We start from the raw sequence: 23,351 nt of genomic DNA on the forward strand, positions 1-23,351 counted from the left end.
GCTTTTCTCTTCTAAGGTTCAGCTTGGCAGTCATGCCAATACCCTCGTCCGTGGAGTTTCACATGTCGCTGCGATCCATCGCCCTGCTATCGTTTTGCGTGTTGTTGGCTGCGTGCAGCAAGGTCAATCAGGAAAACTACTCAAAGCTGTCGTCAGGAATGGCCAAGGCCGAGGTCGAGACCCTCTTGGGCAAACCTACCGATTGCTCAGGCGCGCTTGGAATGTCCAGTTGCACATGGGGCGACCAGAAGAGCTTTATCAGCGTGCAGTTCGCCGGTGACAAAGTGTTGATGTTTTCCGGCCAAGGCCTGAAGTAAACCGGGGCCACGTGCCCGCGGGAGAAAAACAATGAAGCGGTTATTGATCATGCTTTTTGCCGGCCTGGTGTTGGCCGGCTGTGCCAGTTCTGGCCAGGACCCGTTGGCGCCGAAAACCGCCAACAGTGTCAATCTCAAGCGCTATCAAGGTACCTGGTACGAGTTGGCGCGACTGCCGATGTACTTCCAGCGCGACTGTGCGCAGTCCGAAGCCCACTACACACTCAAGCCTGACGGTAACGTCGCGGTGTTGAATCGCTGCTTGACCCCGCAGTGGGAATGGGAAGAGGTCAGGGGCACGGCTTATCCACAGGTGCCAGGCAAGACCGACAAATTGTGGGTTGAATTCGATACCTGGTTTTCAAGGTTGATACCGGGTGTGGCGAAGGGCGAATACTGGGTGTTGTACGTCAGCGATGACTACAAGACTGCCATCGTTGGCGATCCTAGCCGCCGTTACCTGTGGTTGTTAGCGCGCACCCCGACCGTCAACGGTGTGGTGCGTGAAGAGTTGCTGAGCAAGGCGCGTCAGCAGGGTTACGACACCACGCGGCTGATCTGGCGAGCGTCGGATACGCAGATGGCCAAGACCTCCAACTGACGGTTAGCGCATAATCATTGTGGGAGCGAGCCTGCTCGCGAAGAGGGCGTGTCAGTTGACAGAGCTGTTGACTGAGACACCGCTTTCGCGAGCAGGCTCGCTCCCACAGTTGTTTTGGGGTCAGCCCAGGAGTTCGCGCAGGACTTGAGTGAAGGCGCGGCTGCTTTCCTCTTCCCCGGCATGACGCCCGTCACGCACGACCCACTGGCCATTGACCAGCACATCACGCACCTGACGATCTCCACCGGCAAACAACCAGCGATTCAGGATTCCATCGCCGCTCGCAGTGGCCAGGTATGGATCACTGCCGTCCAGTACCAGCCAGTCCGCACGCTTGCCAACCTCCAATGCACCTATCGGTTGCCCCAACGCCTGCGCACCGCCGTCCAGTGCAGCATCAAATAGCGTGCGGCCGACCATCGGCTGATCCGCGCCATACAAGCGATTGCGCCGTTGATCACGCAGGCGTTGCCCGTATTCCAGCCAACGCAGTTCTTCCACAACGCTCAACGACACATGGCTATCGGAACCAATGCCCATGCGCCCGCCCTGAGCAAGAAAATCCACCGCCGGGAATATCCCGTCGCCCAAGTTGGCTTCGGTGGTCAGGCACAAGCCGGCAATGGCCCGGCTCTTGGCCATCAGCGTGACTTCTTCCGGGTTGGCGTGGGTGGCGTGGACCAGGCACCAGCGTTGATCGACTTCGGTATTTTCATACAGCCATTGCAGTGGACGACGACCGCTCCAGCTCAAGCAGTCGTCCACTTCCTTTTGCTGTTCGGCAATGTGAATGTGCACCGGGCATTGCTTGTCGCTGGCCGCCAGCACTTCGCTGATCTGCTGCGGTGTGACCGCACGCAATGAGTGGAAACACAAACCCAGGGACTGTGCGGGTTGTTGCGCCAGTATCGGCTGCAGTCGCGATTGCAGCTTGAGGTAGTTCTCGGTGCTGTTGATAAAGCGACGCTGACCGTCGTTTGGCGTCTGGCCACCGAAACCTGAGTGGCTGTAGAGCACTGGCAGCAGGGTCAGGCCGATACCGGCGGCGCTGGCGGCCTGGCTGATGCGCAGCGCCAGTTCGGCGGGATCCGCGTAAGGCTGGCCGTGGGTGTCGTGGTGCACGTAATGAAATTCGGCCACCGAGGTGTAGCCTGCCTTGAGCATTTCGATGTACAGCTGGCGGGCAATGACGCCGAGTTGTTCCGGGCTGATTTTTCCGACGAGGCGATACATCAGGTCGCGCCAGGTCCAGAAACTGTCATTCGGGTTGCCTGCCACTTCCGCCAGCCCGGCCATGGCCCGCTGGAAGGCGTGGGAGTGCAGGTTCGGCATGCCTGGCAGCAGCGGACCGCTCAACCGTTCGGTGTCATCTGCATGGGAATCGGCCTGGATATGGGTCAAGACGCCATCGGCGCTGACCTCAAGACGTACATTGTTGGCCCATCCGTTAGGCAGCAGCGCGCGTTCGGCAAAGAAGGCGGACATGGTTCAGCACCCCATCGTGTGTTATTTGTATATACATATACAGACGTTTGCCTGCCCGGTAAACTCCGGCAAGCTAGCGATATCAATCAAACGACCAAGGATTAACCGTGCCGACTCCGCCTCCAGTCTCTCCGTTGGCCGCGAACATGGGCGACAGTCCGGCGCCCTTGTACGCCCGCGTCAAACAGATGATCACCCAGCAAATCGACAGCGGTAACTGGCCGCCGCATTACCGCGTTCCGTCGGAAAGCGAGTTGGTCAGCCAGCTGGGTTTCAGCCGCATGACCATCAACCGCGCGTTGCGCGAAATGACCGCCGACGGTCTGTTGGTGCGCATGCAGGGTGTCGGCACGTTCGTCGCCGAGCCAAAAAGCCAGTCCGCGCTGTTTGAAGTGCACAACATTGCCGACGAAATCGCCTCCCGTGGCCATCGCCACACCTGCAAGGTGATCACTCTTGAAGAAGAGGCCGCAGGCTCCGAACGTGCCCTGGCGCTGGACATGCGTGAAGGGCAGAAAGTGTTCCACTCGTTGATCGTGCATTTCGAAAACGATATCCCGGTGCAAATCGAAGACCGTTTCGTCAACGCACTGGTGGCGCCTGACTACCTCAAGCAGGACTTCACCTTGCAAACGCCGTACGCCTATCTGAACCAGGTCGCGCCGCTGACCGAAGGCGAACACGTGGTCGAGGCGATTCTGGCCGAGCCGTCCGAATGCAAGTTGCTGCAGATTGAAAAAGGCGAGCCGTGCCTGCTGATCCGTCGCCGCACCTGGTCCGGCCGTCAGCCGGTGACCGCCGCCCGCCTGATCCACCCCGGTTCCCGTCATCGTCTGGAAGGACGCTTTCATAAATGAGCAGTTTGAAAGTTTTACGCGCCAAAGATTACCCGCGCATGCCGTGGAAAAACGGCGGCGGCAGCACCGAAGAGATCACCCGTGATGCCGGGACTGGCCTGGACGGTTTCGGCTGGCGCCTGTCGATTGCCGACATTGGCGAGTCGGGCGGGTTTTCCACCTTCGCCGGCTATGAGCGAATCATCACCGTGTTGCAGGGCGATGGCATGACCCTGTCGGTCGACGGTCAGGTCACGCGGCCATTGTTACCGATCGATCCATTTGCCTTCAGCGGCGAGAGCCAGGTGTCGTGCACCTTGCTGGGTGGGCCGATCCGCGATTTCAACCTGATATACGCGCCGCAACGTTACAGCGCACGGCTGCAATGGCTGAGCGGTGAGCAACGGTTTTTCAGTGAGGCGGGGATTGTGCTGGTGTTCAGCGTCAGCGATGCGCTTGAGGTGAAGGTCGGTAACGCTGCTTCGCAACTCGGTCGTCATGATTGCCTGCAACTCATCGGTAACACCGGCCTGCTGGAAGTCTCCAGTAATGGTGCCTGCTGCGTGATCGAGCTCACCGCACGCTGATTCAAAATCCTTAAAAGATCGCAGCCTTCGGCAGCTCCTACATTGAATGGTGTAAACCCTGTAGGAGCTGCCGAAGGCTGCGATCTTTTGCTTTCCAGCGTTCCCGAACGCGCACCACTTTGTTACCGAACGCCCCAGCGTGGCGCAAAACCACGTTCAAGTAACAACGCCACCCCTCTTCAAAAAATCCCCTCGAAAATTTTCATCTACGCCGCAGCCCTTGATCCAGGCGCTCTCCAGCCATTTCAGAATTTTTCTTGAATGCTCATCCAACAAGTTGGCCGCTTGATTGCATATGCTTGTATGTACAAGTAAAGACGTATGCGTATGAGTCGGTCGAGACTCCCCGCAACGTCCACTGATTCGCTTGTGGCGCGTTGACGCGCACAGGCTGGCTTACCCACCGCCAGGGTTGGTTTGGATTGATCGCTGAGGAGTCTTTTTCGTGACTGACAATAAAACTACCAAGTTTCGTGACGTTGAAATCCGCGCTGCCCGCGGTAACAAGCTGACCGCCAAGAGCTGGCTGACCGAAGCGCCGCTGCGCATGCTGATGAACAACCTCGACCCGGAAGTCGCCGAGAACCCCAAGGAACTGGTGGTGTACGGTGGTATCGGTCGTGCGGCACGTAACTGGGAGTGCTACGACAAGATCGTCGAGAGCCTGACCAACCTGAATGACGACGAGACCCTGCTGGTGCAATCCGGCAAGCCGGTCGGCGTGTTCAAGACCCACGCCAACGCCCCGCGCGTCCTGATCGCCAACTCCAACCTGGTACCGCACTGGGCGAGCTGGGAGCACTTCAACGAGCTCGACGCCAAAGGCCTGGCCATGTATGGCCAGATGACCGCCGGCAGCTGGATCTACATCGGCAGCCAGGGCATCGTCCAGGGCACCTACGAAACCTTCGTCGAAGCCGGTCGCCAACACTACAACGATGATCTTAAAGGCAAGTGGGTACTGACCGCCGGACTGGGCGGCATGGGTGGTGCGCAGCCTCTGGCTGCCACCTTGGCCGGTGCATGCTCGCTGAACATCGAATGCCAGCAGGTCAGCATCGATTTTCGCCTGAAAAGCCGTTACGTCGACGAGCAAGCCAAAGACCTCGACGACGCTCTGGCGCGCATCGCCAAATACACCAAGGAAGGCAAGGCGATCTCCATCGCCCTGTTGGGTAACGCCGCTGAAATCCTGCCGGAACTGGTCAAGCGCGGCGTGCGCCCGGACATGGTCACCGACCAGACCAGCGCTCACGACCCGCTCAACGGTTACCTGCCAGCTGGCTGGACCTGGGACGAGTATCGCGCCCGCGCCAAGACCGAACCGGCTGCGGTGATCAAGGCCGCCAAGCAATCGATGGCCGTGCACGTCAAGGCGATGCTCGCCTTCCAAAAACAAGGCATCCCGACCTTCGACTACGGCAACAACATCCGTCAGATGGCCCAGGAAGAAGGCGTGGAAAACGCATTCGACTTCCCGGGTTTCGTACCGGCCTACATCCGTCCGCTGTTCTGCCGTGGCATCGGCCCGTTCCGTTGGGCTGCGCTGTCGGGCAACGCTGAAGACATCTACAAGACCGACGCCAAGGTAAAAGAGCTGATTCCGGACGACGCCCACCTGCACAACTGGCTGGACATGGCGCGCGAGCGCATCAGCTTCCAGGGCCTGCCGGCACGTATCTGCTGGGTTGGCCTGGGCCTGCGCGCCAAGCTGGGCCTGGCGTTCAACGAAATGGTGCGTAGCGGTGAGCTGTCGGCGCCCATCGTGATCGGTCGCGACCACCTGGATTCCGGTTCTGTTGCCAGCCCGAACCGCGAAACCGAATCGATGCAGGACGGTTCCGATGCCGTGTCCGACTGGCCACTGCTCAACGCCCTGCTCAACACCGCAAGCGGCGCGACCTGGGTTTCCCTGCACCACGGCGGCGGCGTCGGCATGGGCTTCTCCCAGCACTCGGGCATGGTGATTGTCTGCGACGGCACCGATGAAGCGGCCGAGCGTATCGCCCGCGTCCTGCACAACGACCCGGCGACGGGCGTCATGCGCCACGCCGATGCCGGCTACCAGATCGCGATCGACTGCGCGAAGGAGCAGGGGCTGAACCTGCCGATGATCACCGGTAAATAAAAATGCGGGCCGCCTGTAATGGGTGGCCCGACGCATAACCTGTAGGAGCTGCCGCAGACTGCGATCTTTTGGCGTCATCAGTGACGCCGAAGATCAAAAGATCGCAGCCTGCGGCAGCTCCTACATAGAACAAAAACGACATCGACAAACAATCCACAGAGGTTGAATCATGGCTGTCAGCAGCGAGCGTGCAGGCAACAAACCGTTGATCGAGAAACGTTCGATCGACTACATCCCGGAAGCGGAAAGACACGGTCGTCTGTTTAGCCAGTTCACCCTGTGGATGGGTGCCAACCTGCAAATCACCGCGATTGTCACCGGGGCCCTGGCCGTGGTGCTGGGTGGTGACGTGTTCTGGTCGTTGATCGGTTTGCTGATCGGGCAAGTGCTCGGCGGCGGCGTAATGGCGTTGCATGCCGCGCAAGGCCCCAAGCTTGGCCTGCCGCAAATGATCTCCAGCCGCGTGCAGTTCGGCGTGTATGGTGCGGCGATCCCGATCGTGCTGGTGTGCCTGATGTACCTCGGTTTCACCGCAACAGGGACCGTGCTTTCCGGCCAGGCGCTGGGCCAGTTGTTTGGCGTCAGCGACAGCGTCGGGATCCTCATCTTCGCCAGTGTCATCGTGCTGGTCACGGTGCTCGGTTATCGGGTGATCCATTGGATCGGCCGTGTTGCCAGTGTCATTGGTGTGATTGCCTTTGTTTACCTGTTCAGCCGTCTGATGAGCCAGGTTGACGTTGGCGCACTGTTGCAGATCCGCCACTTCAGCTGGAGCAGTTTCTTGCTCGCGGTGTCGCTTGCGGCGTCCTGGCAAATCGCTTTCGGCCCTTACGTGGCCGACTATTCACGTTACCTGCCGAGCAAGACTTCCTCGGTGAAAACCTTTTTTGCCGCTGGCGCAGGTTCGGTGATTGGTGCACAGGTGGCGATGATCCTCGGAGTGTTCGCTGCCGCTTCGGCCAACGGGCAATTCGCCGGTCACGAAGTGGCCTACATCGTCGGCCTGGGCGGTACCGGTGCCACTGCTGCGCTGCTGTACTTCAGCATCGCGTTCGGCAAGGTCACCATTTCCACACTGAACTCATACGGCAGCTTCATGTGCATCGCGACCATCCTCAGCGGTTTCCGTGGTGAGCTGAAAGTAACGCGCTTGCAGCGTCTGGTGTTCGTGCTGGGCATCGTCGGTGCTGCGACCCTGATGGCATTGCTCGGCCAGCACTCGTTCCTTGGTGCGTTCAAGTCCTTCATCCTGTTCCTGCTGGCGTTCTTCACGCCATGGAGCGCGATCAACCTGGTGGACTACTACTGCATCACCCGCGAGCGTTATGACGTGCCTGCGCTGGCCGATCCGAACGGTCGCTACGGTCGTTGGAACGCCCTTGGTATCAGCGTCTATGTTTTCGGTGTGCTGGTGCAGCTGCCGTTCATCGCCACCAAGTTCTATACCGGTCCGCTGGTGAATGCCCTCGGAGGGGTGGATATCTCCTGGATCATCGGTCTGGTGATCCCTGCAGCCCTGTACTACGTGTGTGCGAAAAAATGGCACGGCTCAGTGCCCGATCACCTGATCCTGCCGGTCGAGCAGGACAGCGTTGTAAAACCTATAACAAGCAGGGCCGGTCGTGCTGCGGCGCAGGCCTGATTGGACGTGGACAGGGCTGGATGCCTCTTGACTGCCGTAAGCCAATTCATGATTAGGAGCGTCATTACAATGAAATCGAACAAGACCCTGCTGACCACATTGCTTTCCATGGGCCTGCTCGCCAGTGCCGGCGCCACTCAGGCGGCGGGTTGGTGCGAGTCGGGCAAACCGGTGAAATTCGCCGGCCTGAACTGGGAAAGCGCCATGTTGCTGACCGACGTGATGCAAGTCGTGTTGGAAAAAGGCTACGACTGCAAGACCGACAGCCTGCCGGGCAACTCCATCACCATGGAAAACGCCCTGAGCAGCAACGATATCCAGGTGTTCGCCGAAGAGTGGGTCGGCCGCAGCGAGGTCTGGAACAAGGCAGAGAAGGCCGGCAAGGTCGTCGGTGTCGGCGCTCCCGTCGTCGGCGCGATCGAAGGCTGGTACGTGCCGCGCTACGTGATCGAAGGCGATGCCAAGCGCAAGCTGGAAGCCAAGGCCCCGGACCTGAAAAACATCGCTGACCTGGGCAAATACTCCGCCGTGTTCAAGGACGCTGAAGAGCCATCCAAAGGGCGTTTCTACAACTGCCCGGCCGGCTGGACCTGTGAGCTGGACAACAGCGAAATGCTCAAGAGCTACGGCCTGGAAAGCACCTACACCAACTTCCGCCCTGGCACCGGCCCGGCGCTGGATGCCGCCGTACTGTCGAGCTACAAGCGCGGCGAGCCGATCCTTTTCTACTACTGGTCGCCAACGCCATTGATGGGCCAGGTCGACGTAGTGAAGCTCGAAGAGAAACCCGGTGTGAACAAGACCGTGACCATCAAGGTCGGCCTGTCCAAGACTTTCCACGACGAAGCACCGGAACTGGTGGCCGTGCTGGACAAGGTCAACATTCCGATCGACCTGCTGAACCAGAATCTGGGTCGCATGACCAAAGAGCGGATCGAGTCGCCAAAACTGGCCAAGATCTTCTTGAAGGAACATCCTGAAGTCTGGCACGCCTGGGTAAGTGAAGACGCAGCCAAGAAAATCGACGCGGCCTTGTAGGTTGGGCTTCTCCGGCGGTCGGTAACGGCTGTCGGATGCTTGATCGCAACCCCTTGATTGAGAGTCTCTTATGTTTCCCGAAAGCTTTACCTTTTCCATCGCCGACTGGGTCAACGGTTGGGTCGATTCGCTGGTCACCAACTACGGCGATGTGTTCCGCAGCATCTCCGACACTCTGTTGTGGGCCATCGTCAATCTTGAAGGGCTGCTGCGTGCGGCGCCCTGGTGGCTGATGCTGGCAATCGTGGCGGGCGTTGCCTGGCATGCCACCCGCAAAGTCGTGACCACCGCCGTGATCGTCGGCTTGCTGTTCCTGGTGGGCGCGGTTGGCCTCTGGGACAAGCTCATGCAGACCCTGGCGCTAATGATGGTGGCCACGGTCATTTCGGTGCTGATCGGCATCCCGTTGGGCATCCTCTCGGCGCGTAGCAATCGCCTGCGTTCGGTACTGATGCCGTTGCTGGACATCATGCAGACCATGCCGAGCTTCGTGTACCTGATCCCGGTGCTGATGCTGTTCGGCCTGGGCAAGGTTCCGGCGATTTTCGCGACCGTGATCTACGCCGCGCCACCGCTGATCCGTTTGACCGACCTGGGTATTCGCCAGGTTGACGGCGAGGTGATGGAAGCGATCAACGCCTTCGGTGCCAACCGTTGGCAGCAACTGTTCGGCGTGCAACTGCCGCTGGCCCTGCCTAGCATCATGGCCGGGATCAACCAGACCACCATGATGGCCCTGTCGATGGTGGTGATCGCCTCGATGATTGGTGCCCGTGGCTTGGGCGAAGACGTGTTGGTGGGGATTCAGACCCTCAACGTTGGACGCGGCCTGGAAGCCGGTCTGGCGATCGTGATTCTGGCAGTGGTGATCGACCGCATTACACAAGCGTACGGTCGCGCACGGCATGAGGTGAGCAAATGAACAACGCAACCGTGAGCAAGATTGAAGTCAAGAACGTCTTCAAGATTTTCGGCAACCGCGCCAAGGATGCCCTGGCGATGGTTGGCCAGGGTAAGACCAAGGATCAGGTGCTGGCCGAAACCGGCTGCGTGGTCGGGGTAAACGATTTGTCCCTGAGCATCGGCAGCGGCGAGATCTTCGTGATCATGGGCCTGTCGGGTTCCGGAAAATCCACCCTGGTACGTCACTTCAACCGCCTGATCGACCCGACCAGCGGCGCGATCCTGGTGGACGGTGTGGACATCCTGCAATACGACATGGAAGCCCTGCGCGAATTTCGCCGGCGCAAGATCAGCATGGTGTTCCAGAGCTTCGGCCTGCTGCCGCACAAGAGCGTGCTGGACAACGTCGCCTACGGCTTGAAAATCCGTGGCGAAAGCAAGCAGATGTGCGCCGAGCGCGCGCTGCACTGGATCAACACCGTGGGCCTCAAGGGCTACGAGAACAAATACCCGCACCAGCTCTCCGGCGGCATGCGTCAACGTGTGGGTTTGGCCCGTGCTTTGGCGGCGGACACCGACATCATCCTGATGGACGAAGCCTTCAGTGCCCTCGACCCGCTGATTCGCGCCGAGATGCAGGACCAGTTGCTGGAACTGCAGAAGACCCTGCACAAGACCATCGTCTTCATCACCCACGACCTCGACGAGGCTGTGCGCATCGGCAACCGCATCGCGATCCTCAAGGACGGCCGCCTGATCCAGGTCGGCACGCCGCGAGAGATCCTGCATTCGCCAGCGGATGAGTATGTCGACCGGTTCGTGCAGCGACGGGCGGCGGTGGTTTAAAGATGATCGTTCCCACGCTCTGCGTGGGAACGCATCCCGTGACGCTCTGCGTCACCCATGCGCAGGGCTCGAGCCTTACGTTGATTTCGGGACGCGGAGCGTCCCAGGCGGCATTCCCACGCAGAGCGTGGGAACGATCAGGATCAAGAGGTTGAAGATGTCCCAGGCTGAAAAAATCGTTATCGCCGATGCCCCGTTGCGTTGGCAGGATGTGGTTGCCGTAGCCCGCCATGGCGCACAGCTTGAGCTGTCGGAGCAGGCCTGGGCACGCATCGAAAATGCCCAGGCGATCGTCCAGCGCATCGTCACCAGCGGCGAACGCGCCTATGGCGTGAATACCGGGCTGGGCGCTTTGTGCAACGTCTCGCTCAAAGACGAACAACTCAGCCAACTGTCGCGCAATACCTTGCTCAGTCACGCCTGTGGCGTGGGTGCCCCACTGGCCGACGAGCAGACTCGCGCGATCATGTGCGCGGCGATCCGCAACTATTCCCACGGCAAATCCGGCATTCATCGCCGAGTGGTCGAAGCCTTGCTGGCGTTGCTCAATCGCGGCATCACTCCGCAAGTGCCGTCTCAGGGTTCGGTGGGCTACCTGACCCACATGGCCCACATCAGCATCGCCCTGCTGGGTGTCGGCAACGTCAGCTATCGCGGGCAAGTCGTGTCGGCGCAACAAGCGTTGGCCGAAGAGGGCCTGCAACCGGTTCAACTCGGCGCCAAGGACGGCCTGTGCCTGGTCAACGGTACGCCGTGCATGAGCGGCCTCAGTTGCCTGGCCATTGCCGACGCCACGCGCCTGCTGCAATGGGCCGATGTGATCAGCGCCATGAGCTTCGAGGCCCAGCGTGGCCAGATTGCAGCGTTCGATGCCGAGATCATCGCCCTCAAGCCGCATCCGGGCATGCAACAGGTCGGGATCAACTTGCGGGCGCTGCTCGATGGCAGTGAAGTGATTGCCCAAAGCAAAGGCATTCGTACGCAGGATGCATTGAGTATCCGCTCGATTCCGCAAGTGCACGGCGCCGCTCGCGATCAGCTTGAGCACGCGATCAAGCAAATCGAAACCGAACTCAATGGCTGCACGGATAACCCGTTGTTGCTGGGTACGCCGGACAACTTCCGCGTCATGTCCCAAGCCAATCCACACGGCCAGTCCGTGGCAATGGCGGCAGACCTGCTGGCGATTGCCATGGCCGAAATCGGCTCCATCGCCGAGCGGCGCCTGGACCGTTTGATCAACCCGCACGTCAGCGGCCTGCCGGCGTTCCTGGTGGCCAACCCGGGGGTGAACTCCGGGATGATGATCGTGCAGTACGTCGCCGCGTCGCTGTGTGCGGAAAATCGCCAACTGGCGCAACCGGCGGTGCTCGACAACTACGTCACCTCGGGCTTGCAGGAAGACCACCTGAGCATGGGCACCAACGCCGCATTGAAGCTGCACCGCGCGTTGGAAAACTGCACGCAGATTCTCGCCATCGAGTACTTGCTGGCGGCCCAGGCTTTCGAGTTCCTGAAAGAACAGCGTTTCGGGGCCGGCACCGATGCCGCGTGGCGCCTGCTGCGCGAACGCGTTCCGGCCTACGATCAGGACCGCTGGCTGGCGCCGGACATCGCCGCCGCTGCCGGCGTATTGAAAGACCCGGCTTTGTTGCAAAAGGCTTTACCGAATCTGAACTGATTTCCATACCAAACCAGCGTGCCAAGGCGCCAGCCCTTTCAAAAAGAGGGAAGCGACGGACAACGGATTAATCCGGAGCGTCTGGTAGTTAATAACAAACTCTCAAAAGGAGCATGAAATGACTGCGCTTAACTTGATTCCTGGCCAACTGAGCCTTGCCCAATTGCGTGATGTTTATCAGCAACCGGTCAAAATCACCCTCGACCACAGCGCCGCGGCCCAGATCGAAGCCAGCGTCGCCTGCGTGGAGCAGATCCTCGCCGAAAACCGCACCGCCTACGGTATCAACACCGGTTTCGGCCTGCTGGCCTCGACCCGCATTGCCAGCGAAGACCTGGAAAACCTGCAGCGCTCGCTGGTGCTGTCCCACGCGGCTGGTGTCGGCGAGCCGATTAGCGACGCGCTGGTGCGCCTGGTCATGGTGCTCAAGGTCAACAGCCTGAGCCGTGGTTTCTCCGGTATTCGTCGTGTAGTCATCGACGCGCTGATCGCCCTGATCAACGCCGAGGTGTATCCGCACATTCCGCTGAAAGGTTCGGTCGGAGCGTCCGGCGACCTGGCCCCGTTGGCGCACATGTCGCTGGTACTGCTGGGTGAAGGCAAGGCGCGCTACAAAGGCGAGTGGATGGAAGCGAGCGAAGCGCTGAAAGTCGCTGGCCTGACTCCGCTGACCCTGGCTGCGAAAGAAGGCCTGGCATTGCTCAATGGCACGCAAGTATCCACGGCTTTCGCCTTGCGCGGTCTGTTCGAAGGTGAGGACCTGTTCGCTGGAGCCCTGGCTCTGGGTGGCCTGACCGTTGAAGCGGTCCTGGGTTCGCGCTCGCCATTCGACGCACGCATTCACGCCGCCCGTGGCCAGAAAGGCCAGATCGATGCCGCTGCCGCCTACCGCGACCTGCTGGGCGAGCGCAGTGAAGTTTCTGATTCTCACCAGAACTGCGAAAAGGTCCAGGACCCGTACTCCCTGCGCTGCCAGCCGCAAGTCATGGGCGCCTGCCTGACCCAGTTCCGCCAGGCTGCCGAAGTGCTGGCGATCGAAGCCAACGCAGTATCCGACAACCCGCTGGTATTTGCCGCAGAAGGTGACGTGATTTCCGGCGGCAACTTCCACGCAGAACCGGTGGCCATGGCCGCTGACAACATGGCCTTGGCCATTGCTGAAATCGGCTCCCTGAGCGAGCGTCGCATTTCGTTGATGATGGACAAGCACATGTCGCAACTGCCGCCGTTCCTGGTGGCCAATGGCGGCGTCAATTCCGGCTTCATGATCGCCCAAGTGACCGCAGCGGCGCTGGCCAGCGAGAACAAGGCGCTGTCCCATCCGCATTCGGTGGACAGCCTGCCGACTTCCGCCAACCAGGAAGATCACGTGTCCATGGCTCCGGCCGCAGGCAAGCGTCTGTGGGAAATGGCCGAGAACACCCGTGGCATCCTGGCTGTGGAATGGCTGGCCGCCGCTCAGGGCCTGGACCTGCGCAATGGCCTGAAGACGTCGCCGAAGCTGGAAAAGGCTCGGGCCATCCTGCGTAAGGAAGTGCCGTTCTATGAGAAGGACCGCTTCTTTGCACCTGACATCAATGCGGCGACCGAGTTGTTGGCTTCGCGTTGCTTGAACGAGCTGGTTTCGGCGAAGTTGCTGCCTAGCCTCTAACCCGCCCCCAACCGATCGTTCCCACGCTCTGCGTGGGAATGGCTCTAGGGACGCTCCGCGTCCAGTGACGCGGAGCGTCACGGGCTGCATTCCCACGCAGAGCGTGGGAACGATCAACCATCGGAGGATCCGAATGAAAACCCTCTGGCAACACTGTCACGTCGCAACCATGGCCCAGGGCGTCTACTCGATCATCGAGGATGCGGCCATCGTGACGTCCGATGCACATATAGAGTGGATCGGTCCGCGCCGTGAGCTGCCGTCCGGCGAGTACTCGGTGGTCAATGACTTGAACGGGGCCTGGGTCACGCCGGGCCTGATCGACTGCCATACCCACACGGTGTTCGGCGGTAACCGCAGCGGTGAATTCGAGCAGCGTCTGCAAGGCGTTAGCTACGCGCAAATCGCCGCCAGCGGCGGGGGTATCGCCAGCACCGTGCGTGCCACTCGCGCAGCCAGTGAAGATGAACTGTTCGCCAGCGCCGCCAAGCGCCTGAAAAGCCTGATGCGCGACGGTGTCACCAGCATCGAAATCAAATCCGGGTACGGCCTCGACCTGGCCAACGAACGCAAGATGCTGCGGGTCGCCCGTCGCCTCGGTGCCGAGCTGCCGGTCAGCGTACGCAGCACCTGCCTGGCGGCTCACGCCTTGCCGCCGGAGTACACCGATCGCGCCGACGATTACATCGATCACATCTGCAGCGAAATGCTCCCGGCCCTGGCCGCCGAAGGGCTGGTGGACGCGGTGGATGCCTTTTGCGAATACCTGGCGTTTTCCCCTGCCCAGGTTGAGCGCGTATTCGTCACTGCCCGGGAACTGGGCTTGCCGGTGAAGCTGCACGCCGAGCAGCTTTCTTCCCTGCACGGATCGAGCCTCGCGGCGCGTTACCACGCACTGTCGGCCGACCACCTGGAATTCATGACCGAAGACGACGCCATCGCCATGGCCAAGTCCGGCACAGTGGCCGTGTTACTGCCCGGCGCTTTCTACTTCCTGCGCGAGACCCAATTGCCACCGATGGAGGCCTTGCGCAAACACGGCGTGAAAATCGCCATCGCCAGCGACCTCAACCCCGGCACCTCGCCGGCGCTGTCGTTGCGCCTGATGTTGAACATGGCCTGCACCTGTTTCCGTATGACCCCGGAAGAGGCCCTGGCTGGCGCGACGATTCATGCCGCGACGGCATTGGGCATGGCCGCTACCCACGGTTCGCTGGAGGCGGGCAAGGTAGCCGATTTTGTTGCATGGCAAATCGATCGTCCGGCCGACCTGTGCTACTGGCTGGGCGGCGACCTGGAAAAACGCGTCGTGCGTCACGGCGTCGAGACGAGCGTTTAGGAGAACAGTTGTGGATAAGGTTCTGAACTTCAAACAAGGCCGCGTGCCGCTGCTGATCAGCATGCCCCACGCCGGTGTGCGCCTGACCCCTGCGGTCGAAGCCGGGTTGATCCCCGCCGCGAAAAGCCTGCCGGACACCGATTGGCACATCCCGCAGCTGTACGATTTCGCCGCCGAACTGGGTGCCAGTACCCTGGCCGCCGAATACTCGCGGTTTGTCATCGACCTGAACCGGCCATCCGACGACAAGCCTTTGTATGTCGGCGCCACCACCGGTCTGTACCCGGCAACGCTGTTCGATGGTATTGCGTTGTTCCATGAGGGAATGGAGCCTTCGAAAGAAGAGCGCGCGACCTATCTGGAGCAGATCTGGACGCCATACCACAGCACCTTGCACAACGAGCTGGCGCGACTGAAAGCCGAGTTCGGCTACGCGCTGTTATTCGATGCCCACTCGATCCGCTCGATCATCCCGCACCTGTTCGACGGCAAACTGCCGGATTTCAACCTCGGCACCTTCAACGGCGCCAGTTGCGATCCACAGCTTGCAACTCAACTGGAAGCGATCTGCGACCGCCACCCGGACTACAGCCATGTGCTGAACGGGCGCTTCAAGGGCGGGCACATCACCCGTCACTACGGCAATCCGGCGGAAAACATTCATGCCGTGCAACTGGAGCTGGGCCAGTGCACCTATATGGAAGAGTTCGAACCGTTCCGTTATCGGCCGGACCTGGCCGGGCCGACGCAGGTGGTATTGAAAGAATTGCTGCAAGGCCTGCTGGCCTGGGGCGAAAAGCATTACAACGCGTAACCTTGTGGGAGCGAGCCTGCTCGCGAATGCGGTGGGTCAGTCAACATGGATAGCGCTTGACACGCCCTCTTCGCGAGCAGGCTCGCTCCCACAGGTTTTCCGGCGGCAAATTTACAATCCAGCAAGTGCATGCTCATTGACGTAAATCGGGTTTATGATGCCCAACGGCAGAATAATAGAAGTCCCCCCAGGGATGACCTCGACCCCTTACGGAGTGCGCAATGCAGACTTTGTACCCGCAGATCAAACCCCACGCCCGGCACGATCTGGCCGTCGATGAAACCCACACGCTGTATGTCGACGAAAGCGGTTCACCGCAAGGTTTGCCGGTGGTGTTCATTCACGGCGGTCCCGGTGCCGGGTGTGATGCTGCGAGCCGATGCTACTTCGATCCAAACCTGTACCGCATCGTCACCTTCGACCAACGCGGTTGCGGTCGTTCCACCCCCCACGCCAGCCTCGAAAACAACACCACCTGGGACCTGGTCGCCGACCTTGAGCGAATCCGCGAGCACTTGGGCATCGACAAGTGGGTGCTGTTCGGCGGCTCCTGGGGTTCGACTTTGGCGCTGGCCTACGCGCAAACCCATCCGGAACGTGTGCACGGGCTGATTCTGCGCGGGATTTTTCTCTGCCGCCCGCAGGAAATCGAATGGTTTTATCAGGCGGGTGCCAGCCGTCTGTTCCCCGATTACTGGCAGGACTACGTTGCGCCGATCCCGATGGACGAGCGCGGCGATTTGCTCAACGCTTTCCATAAACGACTCACCGGCAACGACCAGATCGCCCAGATGCACGCGGCCAAAGCCTGGTCCACGTGGGAAGGCCGGACCGCGACGCTGCGTCCGAACCCGCTGGTGGTCGATCGTTTCTCCGAGCCGCAGCGTGCGTTGTCGATCGCCCGCATCGAGTGCCACTACTTCACCAATAACGCCTTCCTCGAACCGAATCAGCTGATTCGCGACATGGGCAAGATCGCCCATTTGCCTGGCGTGATCGTCCATGGTCGCTATGACGTCATCTGTCCATTGGATAACGCCTGGGAGCTGCACCAGGCCTGGCCCAATAGCGAATTGCAAATAATCCGGGACGCGGGCCATGCCGCCGCTGAGCCGGGGATTACCGATGCATTGGTACGCGCTGCCGACCGAATGGCTCGGCGCTTGCTCGACCTGTCGCCTGAAGAAGCATGAAGGGCTTGCTGCAACGCGTGCGCGGCGCGCGGGTCGAGGTAGCGGGGCAGGTGGTCGGCGCAATCGACCAGGGTTTGCTGGTGCTGGTAGCCGTCGAGCCCGACGACACGCGGGCCAGCGCCGACAAACTTCTCAATAAGCTGCTTAACTATCGTGTGTTCAGCGACGCTGAGGGCAAGATGAACCTGTCCCTGGCGGATGTGGGTGGCGGGTTGTTGCTGGTCTCGCAGTTCACCCTGGCCGCCGACACCAAGAGCGGGCTGCGACCGAGTTTCTCGACCGCGGCCCCCCCGGCCTTGGGCGAGGAGCTTTTCGGCTATCTATTAAGCAAAGCGAAACAGGTGCATGGCACTGTGGCATCAGGTAGATTCGGCGCGGATATGCAGGTGCACCTGGTCAATGATGGCCCGGTTACCTTTCTGTTACAGACCTGAAAGCGCTTGAAACATCTTTTTAAGCGCTTTTCGGTCGAAAACAGGCGTTTATCCCGATAAATACTTTGTTATCCCTGATGCGTTGTAACGCGGCCTACTAGATAATCGCGCGCTACGGGGATCAGCGTTCGTTGGTCCATTTTGACTTAGGTAGAGACTTGTCCGGATCCGATTGGGGAATCATTTTGCCCCAGCGGAGTCGGAACAATGCTCGCCAACTTGGCAAGAGTGGTCTGCAGGGTCGGCTTTTTCGCGCCGGATACCTGCTGGCCCTTTAACTGGCCGTTGGTTTTTTGATCTGTTTTCGGCGAGGGTTGCTCGTGATTGTTAGTCCCTGTAACGCACCAAAATTGACTGCCAAACGGTTTCGTAGCGCATTGGTAGCGGGCTCGGCACTGCTGTGCCTGCTCAGCGCCGGCCAGCTTTGGGCATTCAGTCTGGATGATGTATCGGTCAAGGCAAAAGAGCTGGCCGGGCAAAAGTACGAAGCTCCGCGCAGTAACCTGCCGAACGAATTCCGCGAGATGAAATTCGCCGATTATCAGAAAATTCGCTTCCTGACTGAAAAAGCCGAATGGGCCGATCAGAAGACCCCGTTCAAGCTGTCGTTCTATCACCAGGGCATGCATTTCGATACGCCGGTGAAAATCAACGAAATCACGGCGAACACCGTCGAAGAGATCAAGTACGACCCGAGTCGTTTCGATTTCGGCGACGTCAAGTTCGATCCCAAGGCCACCGAGCAACTGGGTTACGCCGGTTTCCGCGTCCTGTACCCGGTCAACAAGGCTGACAAGCAAGACGAAATCATGACCATGCTGGGCGCGAGTTACTTCCGCGTGGTCGGCAAGGGTCACGTCTACGGCTTGTCCGCTCGCGGCATGGCGATCGATACCGCACTGCCGTCCGGCGAAGAGTTCCCGCGTTTTCGCGAGTTCTGGATTCAACAGCCGAAACCGGGCGACAAGCACCTGGTGATCTTCGCCCTGCTGGATTCGCCACGGGCGACCGGCGCCTACCGCCTGACCCTGCGTCCGGGCAGCGACACCATTGTCGACGTCAAGGCGCAGATGTTCCTGCGCGACAAGGTTGGCAAACTGGGCATCGCGCCACTGACCAGCATGTTCCTGTTCGGCGCCAACCAGCCGTCGAAAGTGCTGAACTACCGTCGTGAGCTGCACGATTCCAGCGGTCTGGCGATCCATGCCGGCAACGGCGAGTGGATCTGGCGTCCGCTGAACAACCCGAAACACCTGGCGGTGAGCAACTTCTCCGTCGAGAACCCGCGTGGCTTCGGCTTGCTGCAACGCGGTCGTGATTTCAGCCACTATGAAGACCTCGACGATCGCTACGACAAGCGCCCAAGCGCCTGGATCGAACCGAAGGGCGATTGGGGCAAGGGCACCGTCGATCTGGTCGAGATTCCGACCGCCGACGAAACCAACGACAATATCGTGGCGTTCTGGAGCCCGGAAAAGATGCCGGAGCCAGGCCAGCCGCTGGACTTCGCTTATCGCATGCACTGGACCATGGACGAAGCGGCGCTGCACGCACCGGACAGTGCCTGGGTCAGTCAGACCCTCAAATCCACCGGTGACGTCAAGCAGTCCAACCTGATTCGTCAGCCGGACGGCAGCGTTGCCTATCTGGTGGACTTCGAAGGTCCGTCCCTGGCAGCTTTGGCCCCGGATACGGATGTTCGCAGCCAGGTCAGCGTCGGCGAAAACGCCGAACTGGTCGAGAACAGCGTGCGCTACAACCCTGAAACCAAGGGCTGGCGCCTGACTCTGCGGATGAAGATCAAGGACCCGGGCAAGTCCACCGAGATGCGTGCTGCACTGGTGCAGAACATCGTGCCTGCCGATCTGGCCAAGACTTCGATTCCAGCATCCACTTCTTCCGTTGCCAAGGCCGACAAAGTTGCCGCCAAGCAAGCGGAGAAAGCGGACAAGGAAGCGAAGGCCGCCGAGGCCAAGCAGGCCGAAGCCAAGCCAGTCGCAGATGCCAAGGACAAGGCGAACAACAATGACGCCAAGCAGCCTGCTGCTGCCGACGCGGTCCCAGCCACACCGGAATCGGCATCGACTGAAGAAGTCCTGACCGAGACCTGGAGCTACCAGTTGCCTGCCGATGAGTAATTCTCAAGTTCAGCCAGAGACTCTGTCCGAGTACCTGGCACATCTGCCGATGACCGACCAGCAGCGCGCGGAACTCGCGGGCTGCAAGTCCTTCAGCGAATTGCACGAGCGTTTGTCGTCTTCGACATTTGACGCCCCGACCGAGGCCGCCCAGGCATCGGTTGGCAAGCGCCTGACCCTGAGCACCGCCGAAGAGTTGCAGGACGCTGAAATGCTGGCGCTCGACGCCAGCGGTCGCGTCTGCCTGAAGGCGACCCCGCCGATTCGACGGACCAAGGTCGTGCCGGAGCCATGGCGTACCAATATCCTGGTGCGCGGCTGGCGACGTCTAACCGGTCGCACCAACCCGCCGAAACCACCGAAAGACGAGAACGTGCTGCCGGCGGCGCGCTGGCGCACGGTCGGTTCGATCCGTCGCTACATTCTGTTGGTGCTGATGCTCGGCCAAACCATCGTCGCCGGCTGGTACATGAAAGGCATCATGCCGTACCAGGGCTGGTCGTTCGTCGACCTTGATGAAGTCCTGCACCAACCGCTGTTGCAGACCGCCACGCAAGTGCTGCCGTACGCGTTGCAGACCAGCATCCTGATCCTGTTCGGAATTTTGTTCTGCTGGGTCTCGGCCGGTTTCTGGACCGCACTGATGGGCTTTCTCGAGTTGCTCACTGGTCACGATAAATATCGTATCTCCGGCAAAAGCGCTGGCAACGAGCCGATTCCGAAGGATGCGCGCACCGCACTGGTGATGCCGATCTGTAACGAAGACGTGCCTCGTGTATTCGCCGGCTTGCGTGCAACGTTCGAGTCGGTCGCCGCCACAGGTGACCTGGATCGCTTTGACTTCTTCGTGCTCAGTGACAGTAACGACGCCGACATCTGCGTCGCCGAACAGCAAGCCTGGCTGGACGTCTGCCGCGAAGCCGGTGGCTTCGGCAAGATCTTCTATCGTCGCCGCCGTCGTCGTGTGAAACGTAAAAGCGGCAACCTCGACGACTTCTGCCGTCGCTGGGGGGGTGACTACAAGTACATGGTGGTGCTCGATGCTGACTCCGTGATGAGCGGCGAGTGCCTGACCAGCCTGGTGCGCCTGATGGAAGCCACGCCGGACGCCGGGATCATCCAGACCGCGCCACGTGCGTCGGGCATGGACACCCTTTATGCGCGTATGCAGCAATTCGCCACCCGTGTGTACGGTCCGCTGTTCACCGCTGGCCTGCACTTCTGGCAGTTGGGCGAATCCCACTATTGGGGCCACAACGCGATCATCCGCATGAAGCCGTTCATCGAGCACTGCGCCCTGGCGCCGTTGCCGGGTAAAGGCGCGTTTGCCGGTGCGATCCTGTCCCACGACTTCGTCGAAGCCGCGCTGATGCGCCGTGCCGGTTGGGGCGTGTGGATTGCCTACGACTTGCCAGGCAGCTACGAAGAATTGCCGCCCAACCTGCTGGACGAACTCAAGCGTGACCGACGCTGGTGCCACGGTAACCTGATGAACTTCCGCCTGTTCCTGGTCAAGGGCATGCACCCGGTGCACCGCGCCGTGTTCCTGACTGGCGTGATGTCTTACCTGTCGGCGCCACTGTGGTTCTTCTTCCTGGTGTTGTCGACGGCGCTGCTGGCGGTCAATACGTTGATGGAGCCGCAATACTTCCTCGAACCGCGCCAGCTTTATCCGCTGTGGCCACAATGGCATCCGGACAAGGCGATTGCGCTGTTCTCGACCACCATCGTGCTGCTGTTCCTGCCGAAGCTGTTGAGCATCATCCTGATCTGGGCCAAGGGCGCGAAAGAGTTCGGTGGCAAGTTCAAGGTCACGCTGTCGATGCTGCTGGAGATGCTGTTCTCCATGCTGCTGGCGCCGGTGCGGATGATTTTCCACACCCGTTTCGTGCTCGCCGCATTCCTCGGCTGGGCTGCGACCTGGAACTCGCCGCAGCGTGACGACGACTCCACACCCTGGAGCGAAGCGGTCAAGCGCCACGGTCCGCAGACCTTGCTCGGTTTCTTCTGGGCACTGCTGGTGATCTGGCTGAACCCAAGCTTCCTGTGGTGGTTGGTACCGATCGTCGGTTCGCTGATGTTGTCGATCCCGGTGTCGGTGATTTCCAGCCGCGTCGGCCTGGGCCTCAAGTCCCGTGACGAGAGCCTGTTCCTGATTCCAGAGGAATACAATCCACCGCAGGCGTTGCTGGCGACTGACCAGTACACTCATGAAAACCGTTATCACGCGCTCAAGGAAGGCTTCATCCGCGCGGTGGTCGATCCACAGCAGAACGCCCTGGCGTGTGCGCTGGCGACCTCGCGGCACCGTGAGGCCGAGCCGATCGAATGGCTGCGGGTGGAGCGGGTCCGGCACGCGATGAAAGTCGGGCCTGAAGGCTTGACCAACAATGAGCGGGTACAGTTGCTGAGCGACCCGGTTGCATTGGCTCGTTTGCATGATCAGGTCTGGAGCGAGGGTCACCCTGAGTGGCTGGGTGCTTGGCGCAAGTCGGTCCAGGCCGACCCCCATGCACCGCTGTTGCCGCTTCAGCCGCTGAGCGCACAGCCTCAGTTGGCGTAACGAAAAAAAACCCGCGAAAGCGGGTTTTTTATTGATCGTTGGGACGCGGAGCGTCCCTGGCTGCATTCCCACGCAGAGCGTGGGAACGATCAATTGCCCAAAAAACTTGTGCAATTGGACAGGTGCGTTAGCATCCGTCCCCGAATTGGTGCGCCCGGACCGTTTTGCGTCCGTATCTATCGGTTTTCTCAGGAAAACTGTCGATTTCGTGCCGCAAACGCAATGGTTTTGGGGGCTTGAAGATGAAGAAGTATCTGTCGATGCTGCTGGTCGGCGTCACGGCATTGGTTGCAGTCAGCGCGGCGCAGGCCGGTGCCATTGATGACGCGGTCAAGCGCGGCACGTTGAAAGTCGGCATGGACCCGACCTACATGCCGTTCGAAATGACCAACAAGCGCGGCGAGATCATCGGTTTCGAAGTCGACATCCTCAAAGCCATGTCCAAGGCCATGGGCGTCAAGCTGGAGCTGGTGTCCACTGGTTACGACGGTATCATCCCGGCCCTGCTGACCGACAAGTTCGACATGATCGGCAGCGGCATGACCCTGACCCAGGAGCGCAACCTGCGCCTGAACTTCAGTGAACCGTTTATCGTGGTCGGCCAGACCCTGCTGATCCGCAAGGAGCTGGAAGGCACCATCAAGTCCTACAAAGACCTGAACACCGCCGACTACCGCATCACCTCCAAGCTCGGCACCACCGGCGAGATGGTCGCCAAAAAGCTCATTGCCAAAGCCAAGTACCACGGCTACGACAACGAGCAGGAAGCGGTGCTCGACGTGGTCAACGGCAAGGCCGATGCCTTCATCTACGACGCCCCTTACAACGTTGTCGCCGTGAACAAGGTCGGCAACGGCAAGCTGGTGTTCCTCGACAAGCCGTTCACCTACGAGCCGCTGGCCTTCGGCCTGAAGAAGGGTGACTACGACAGCATCAACTTCATCAACAACTTCCTGCACCAGATCCAAGAAGACGGCACCTACGATCGCATCCATGACAAGTGGTTCAAAGACACCGCATGGCAGAAGGATATGGAGTAACACCTCTACTTGATCGTTCCCACGCTCTGCGTGGGAATGCCGCCCGGGACGCTCCGCGTCCCTTCGCAAGCGTGACGCAGAGCGTCACAGGATGCATTCCCACGCAGAGCGTGGG

General features: G+C 60.3%; 19 protein-coding genes. 18 read left to right on the top strand and 1 reads right to left on the bottom strand.

Annotation, left to right across the window (positions count from 1 at the left end):
- Positions 1-62 precede the first annotated feature (62 nt).
- Together HGP31_RS02040 and HGP31_RS02045 are read left to right on the top strand one after the other, a co-directional pair.
- Positions 63-317 carry a hypothetical protein gene (locus HGP31_RS02040; RefSeq protein ID WP_020797438.1) on the top strand — a complete coding sequence of 85 codons (255 nt, stop codon included), beginning with the start codon at positions 63-65 and terminating at the stop codon, positions 315-317.
- A gap of 31 nt (positions 318-348) precedes the next feature.
- A complete protein-coding gene (locus HGP31_RS02045; protein WP_020797439.1) occupies positions 349-918 on the top strand; it encodes a lipocalin family protein in 570 nt (189 codons plus the stop codon).
- Positions 919-1,038: 120 nt separating this feature from the next.
- Here HGP31_RS02045 and HGP31_RS02050 read toward each other — a convergent pair whose 3' ends face one another.
- A complete protein-coding gene (locus HGP31_RS02050) occupies positions 1,039-2,403 on the bottom strand; it encodes a formimidoylglutamate deiminase (RefSeq protein ID WP_168757094.1) in 1,365 nt (454 codons plus the stop codon).
- Positions 2,404-2,549: 146 nt separating this feature from the next.
- Here HGP31_RS02050 and hutC point away from each other — a divergent pair, with 146 nt between their 5' ends.
- The 16 genes from hutC (at position 2,550) to HGP31_RS02130 (ending at position 23,236) form a co-directional block, all read left to right on the top strand.
- A complete protein-coding gene (gene hutC, locus HGP31_RS02055; protein ID WP_162135916.1) occupies positions 2,550-3,260 on the top strand; it encodes a histidine utilization repressor in 711 nt (236 codons plus the stop codon).
- Positions 3,257-3,826, top strand: coding sequence for a HutD/Ves family protein (locus HGP31_RS02060; RefSeq protein WP_020797441.1), 570 nt, complete (start codon positions 3,257-3,259; stop codon positions 3,824-3,826). Before hutC ends, HGP31_RS02060 begins: the two co-directional genes overlap by 4 nt.
- Positions 3,827-4,271: 445 nt before the next feature.
- Positions 4,272-5,954 carry a urocanate hydratase gene (gene hutU, locus HGP31_RS02065; protein WP_083350018.1) on the top strand — a complete coding sequence of 561 codons (1,683 nt, stop codon included), beginning with the start codon at positions 4,272-4,274 and terminating at the stop codon, positions 5,952-5,954.
- A gap of 169 nt (positions 5,955-6,123) precedes the next feature.
- On the top strand, positions 6,124-7,596 hold the full coding sequence (locus tag HGP31_RS02070; protein WP_168757095.1) for a purine-cytosine permease family protein: 1,473 nt from the start codon (positions 6,124-6,126) through the stop codon (positions 7,594-7,596).
- A 69-nt stretch (positions 7,597-7,665) separates the two neighbouring features.
- On the top strand, positions 7,666-8,634 hold the full coding sequence (locus tag HGP31_RS02075) for an ABC transporter substrate-binding protein (protein ID WP_020798508.1): 969 nt from the start codon (positions 7,666-7,668) through the stop codon (positions 8,632-8,634).
- A gap of 70 nt (positions 8,635-8,704) precedes the next feature.
- Positions 8,705-9,556, top strand: a complete 852-nt coding sequence (locus HGP31_RS02080; RefSeq protein WP_008058061.1) for an ABC transporter permease — start codon at positions 8,705-8,707, stop codon at positions 9,554-9,556.
- The gene (locus HGP31_RS02085) at positions 9,553-10,383 is read left to right on the top strand and encodes a quaternary amine ABC transporter ATP-binding protein (RefSeq protein WP_020798509.1); all 831 of its coding nucleotides are present in this window, start codon (positions 9,553-9,555) and stop codon (positions 10,381-10,383) included. Before HGP31_RS02080 ends, HGP31_RS02085 begins: the two co-directional genes overlap by 4 nt.
- A gap of 157 nt (positions 10,384-10,540) precedes the next feature.
- Positions 10,541-12,064 (top strand): histidine ammonia-lyase, encoded by a 1,524-nt coding sequence (hutH, locus tag HGP31_RS02090; RefSeq protein WP_033042749.1) that lies wholly within the window; start codon positions 10,541-10,543, stop codon positions 12,062-12,064.
- A 118-nt stretch (positions 12,065-12,182) separates the two neighbouring features.
- Positions 12,183-13,715 (top strand): histidine ammonia-lyase, encoded by a 1,533-nt coding sequence (gene hutH / locus HGP31_RS02095; RefSeq protein ID WP_020798511.1) that lies wholly within the window; start codon positions 12,183-12,185, stop codon positions 13,713-13,715.
- A 133-nt stretch (positions 13,716-13,848) separates the two neighbouring features.
- Complete coding sequence (gene hutI / locus HGP31_RS02100; RefSeq protein ID WP_020798512.1) at positions 13,849-15,054, top strand: imidazolonepropionase; 1,206 nt, start codon at positions 13,849-13,851, stop codon at positions 15,052-15,054.
- Positions 15,055-15,064: 10 nt separating this feature from the next.
- Positions 15,065-15,868, top strand: a complete 804-nt coding sequence (gene hutG / locus HGP31_RS02105; protein ID WP_033042748.1) for an N-formylglutamate deformylase — start codon at positions 15,065-15,067, stop codon at positions 15,866-15,868.
- 221 nt (positions 15,869-16,089) lie between these two features.
- Positions 16,090-17,061: a prolyl aminopeptidase gene (gene pip, locus HGP31_RS02110; protein ID WP_033042745.1), complete on the top strand. Its 972-nt coding sequence runs from the start codon at positions 16,090-16,092 to the stop codon at positions 17,059-17,061.
- Positions 17,058-17,495 carry a D-aminoacyl-tRNA deacylase gene (gene dtd / locus HGP31_RS02115; RefSeq protein WP_020798516.1) on the top strand — a complete coding sequence of 146 codons (438 nt, stop codon included), beginning with the start codon at positions 17,058-17,060 and terminating at the stop codon, positions 17,493-17,495. The genes pip and dtd overlap by 4 nt, the downstream gene beginning before the upstream one ends.
- Positions 17,496-17,815: 320 nt before the next feature.
- The gene (locus tag HGP31_RS02120) at positions 17,816-19,633 is read left to right on the top strand and encodes a glucan biosynthesis protein G (RefSeq protein WP_033042742.1); all 1,818 of its coding nucleotides are present in this window, start codon (positions 17,816-17,818) and stop codon (positions 19,631-19,633) included.
- Entirely contained in the window at positions 19,626-22,196 is a 2,571-nt protein-coding gene (mdoH, locus tag HGP31_RS02125; protein WP_033042739.1) for a glucans biosynthesis glucosyltransferase MdoH, read from the top strand. The genes HGP31_RS02120 and mdoH overlap by 8 nt, the downstream gene beginning before the upstream one ends.
- 242 nt (positions 22,197-22,438) lie before the next feature.
- The gene (locus tag HGP31_RS02130; RefSeq protein WP_168757096.1) at positions 22,439-23,236 is read left to right on the top strand and encodes a transporter substrate-binding domain-containing protein; all 798 of its coding nucleotides are present in this window, start codon (positions 22,439-22,441) and stop codon (positions 23,234-23,236) included.
- The last annotated feature ends 115 nt before the right edge of the window (positions 23,237-23,351 follow it).

The sequence above is a fragment of the Pseudomonas umsongensis genome (genome assembly GCF_012647205.1).
Classification (GTDB): domain Bacteria; phylum Pseudomonadota; class Gammaproteobacteria; order Pseudomonadales; family Pseudomonadaceae; genus Aquipseudomonas; species Aquipseudomonas umsongensis.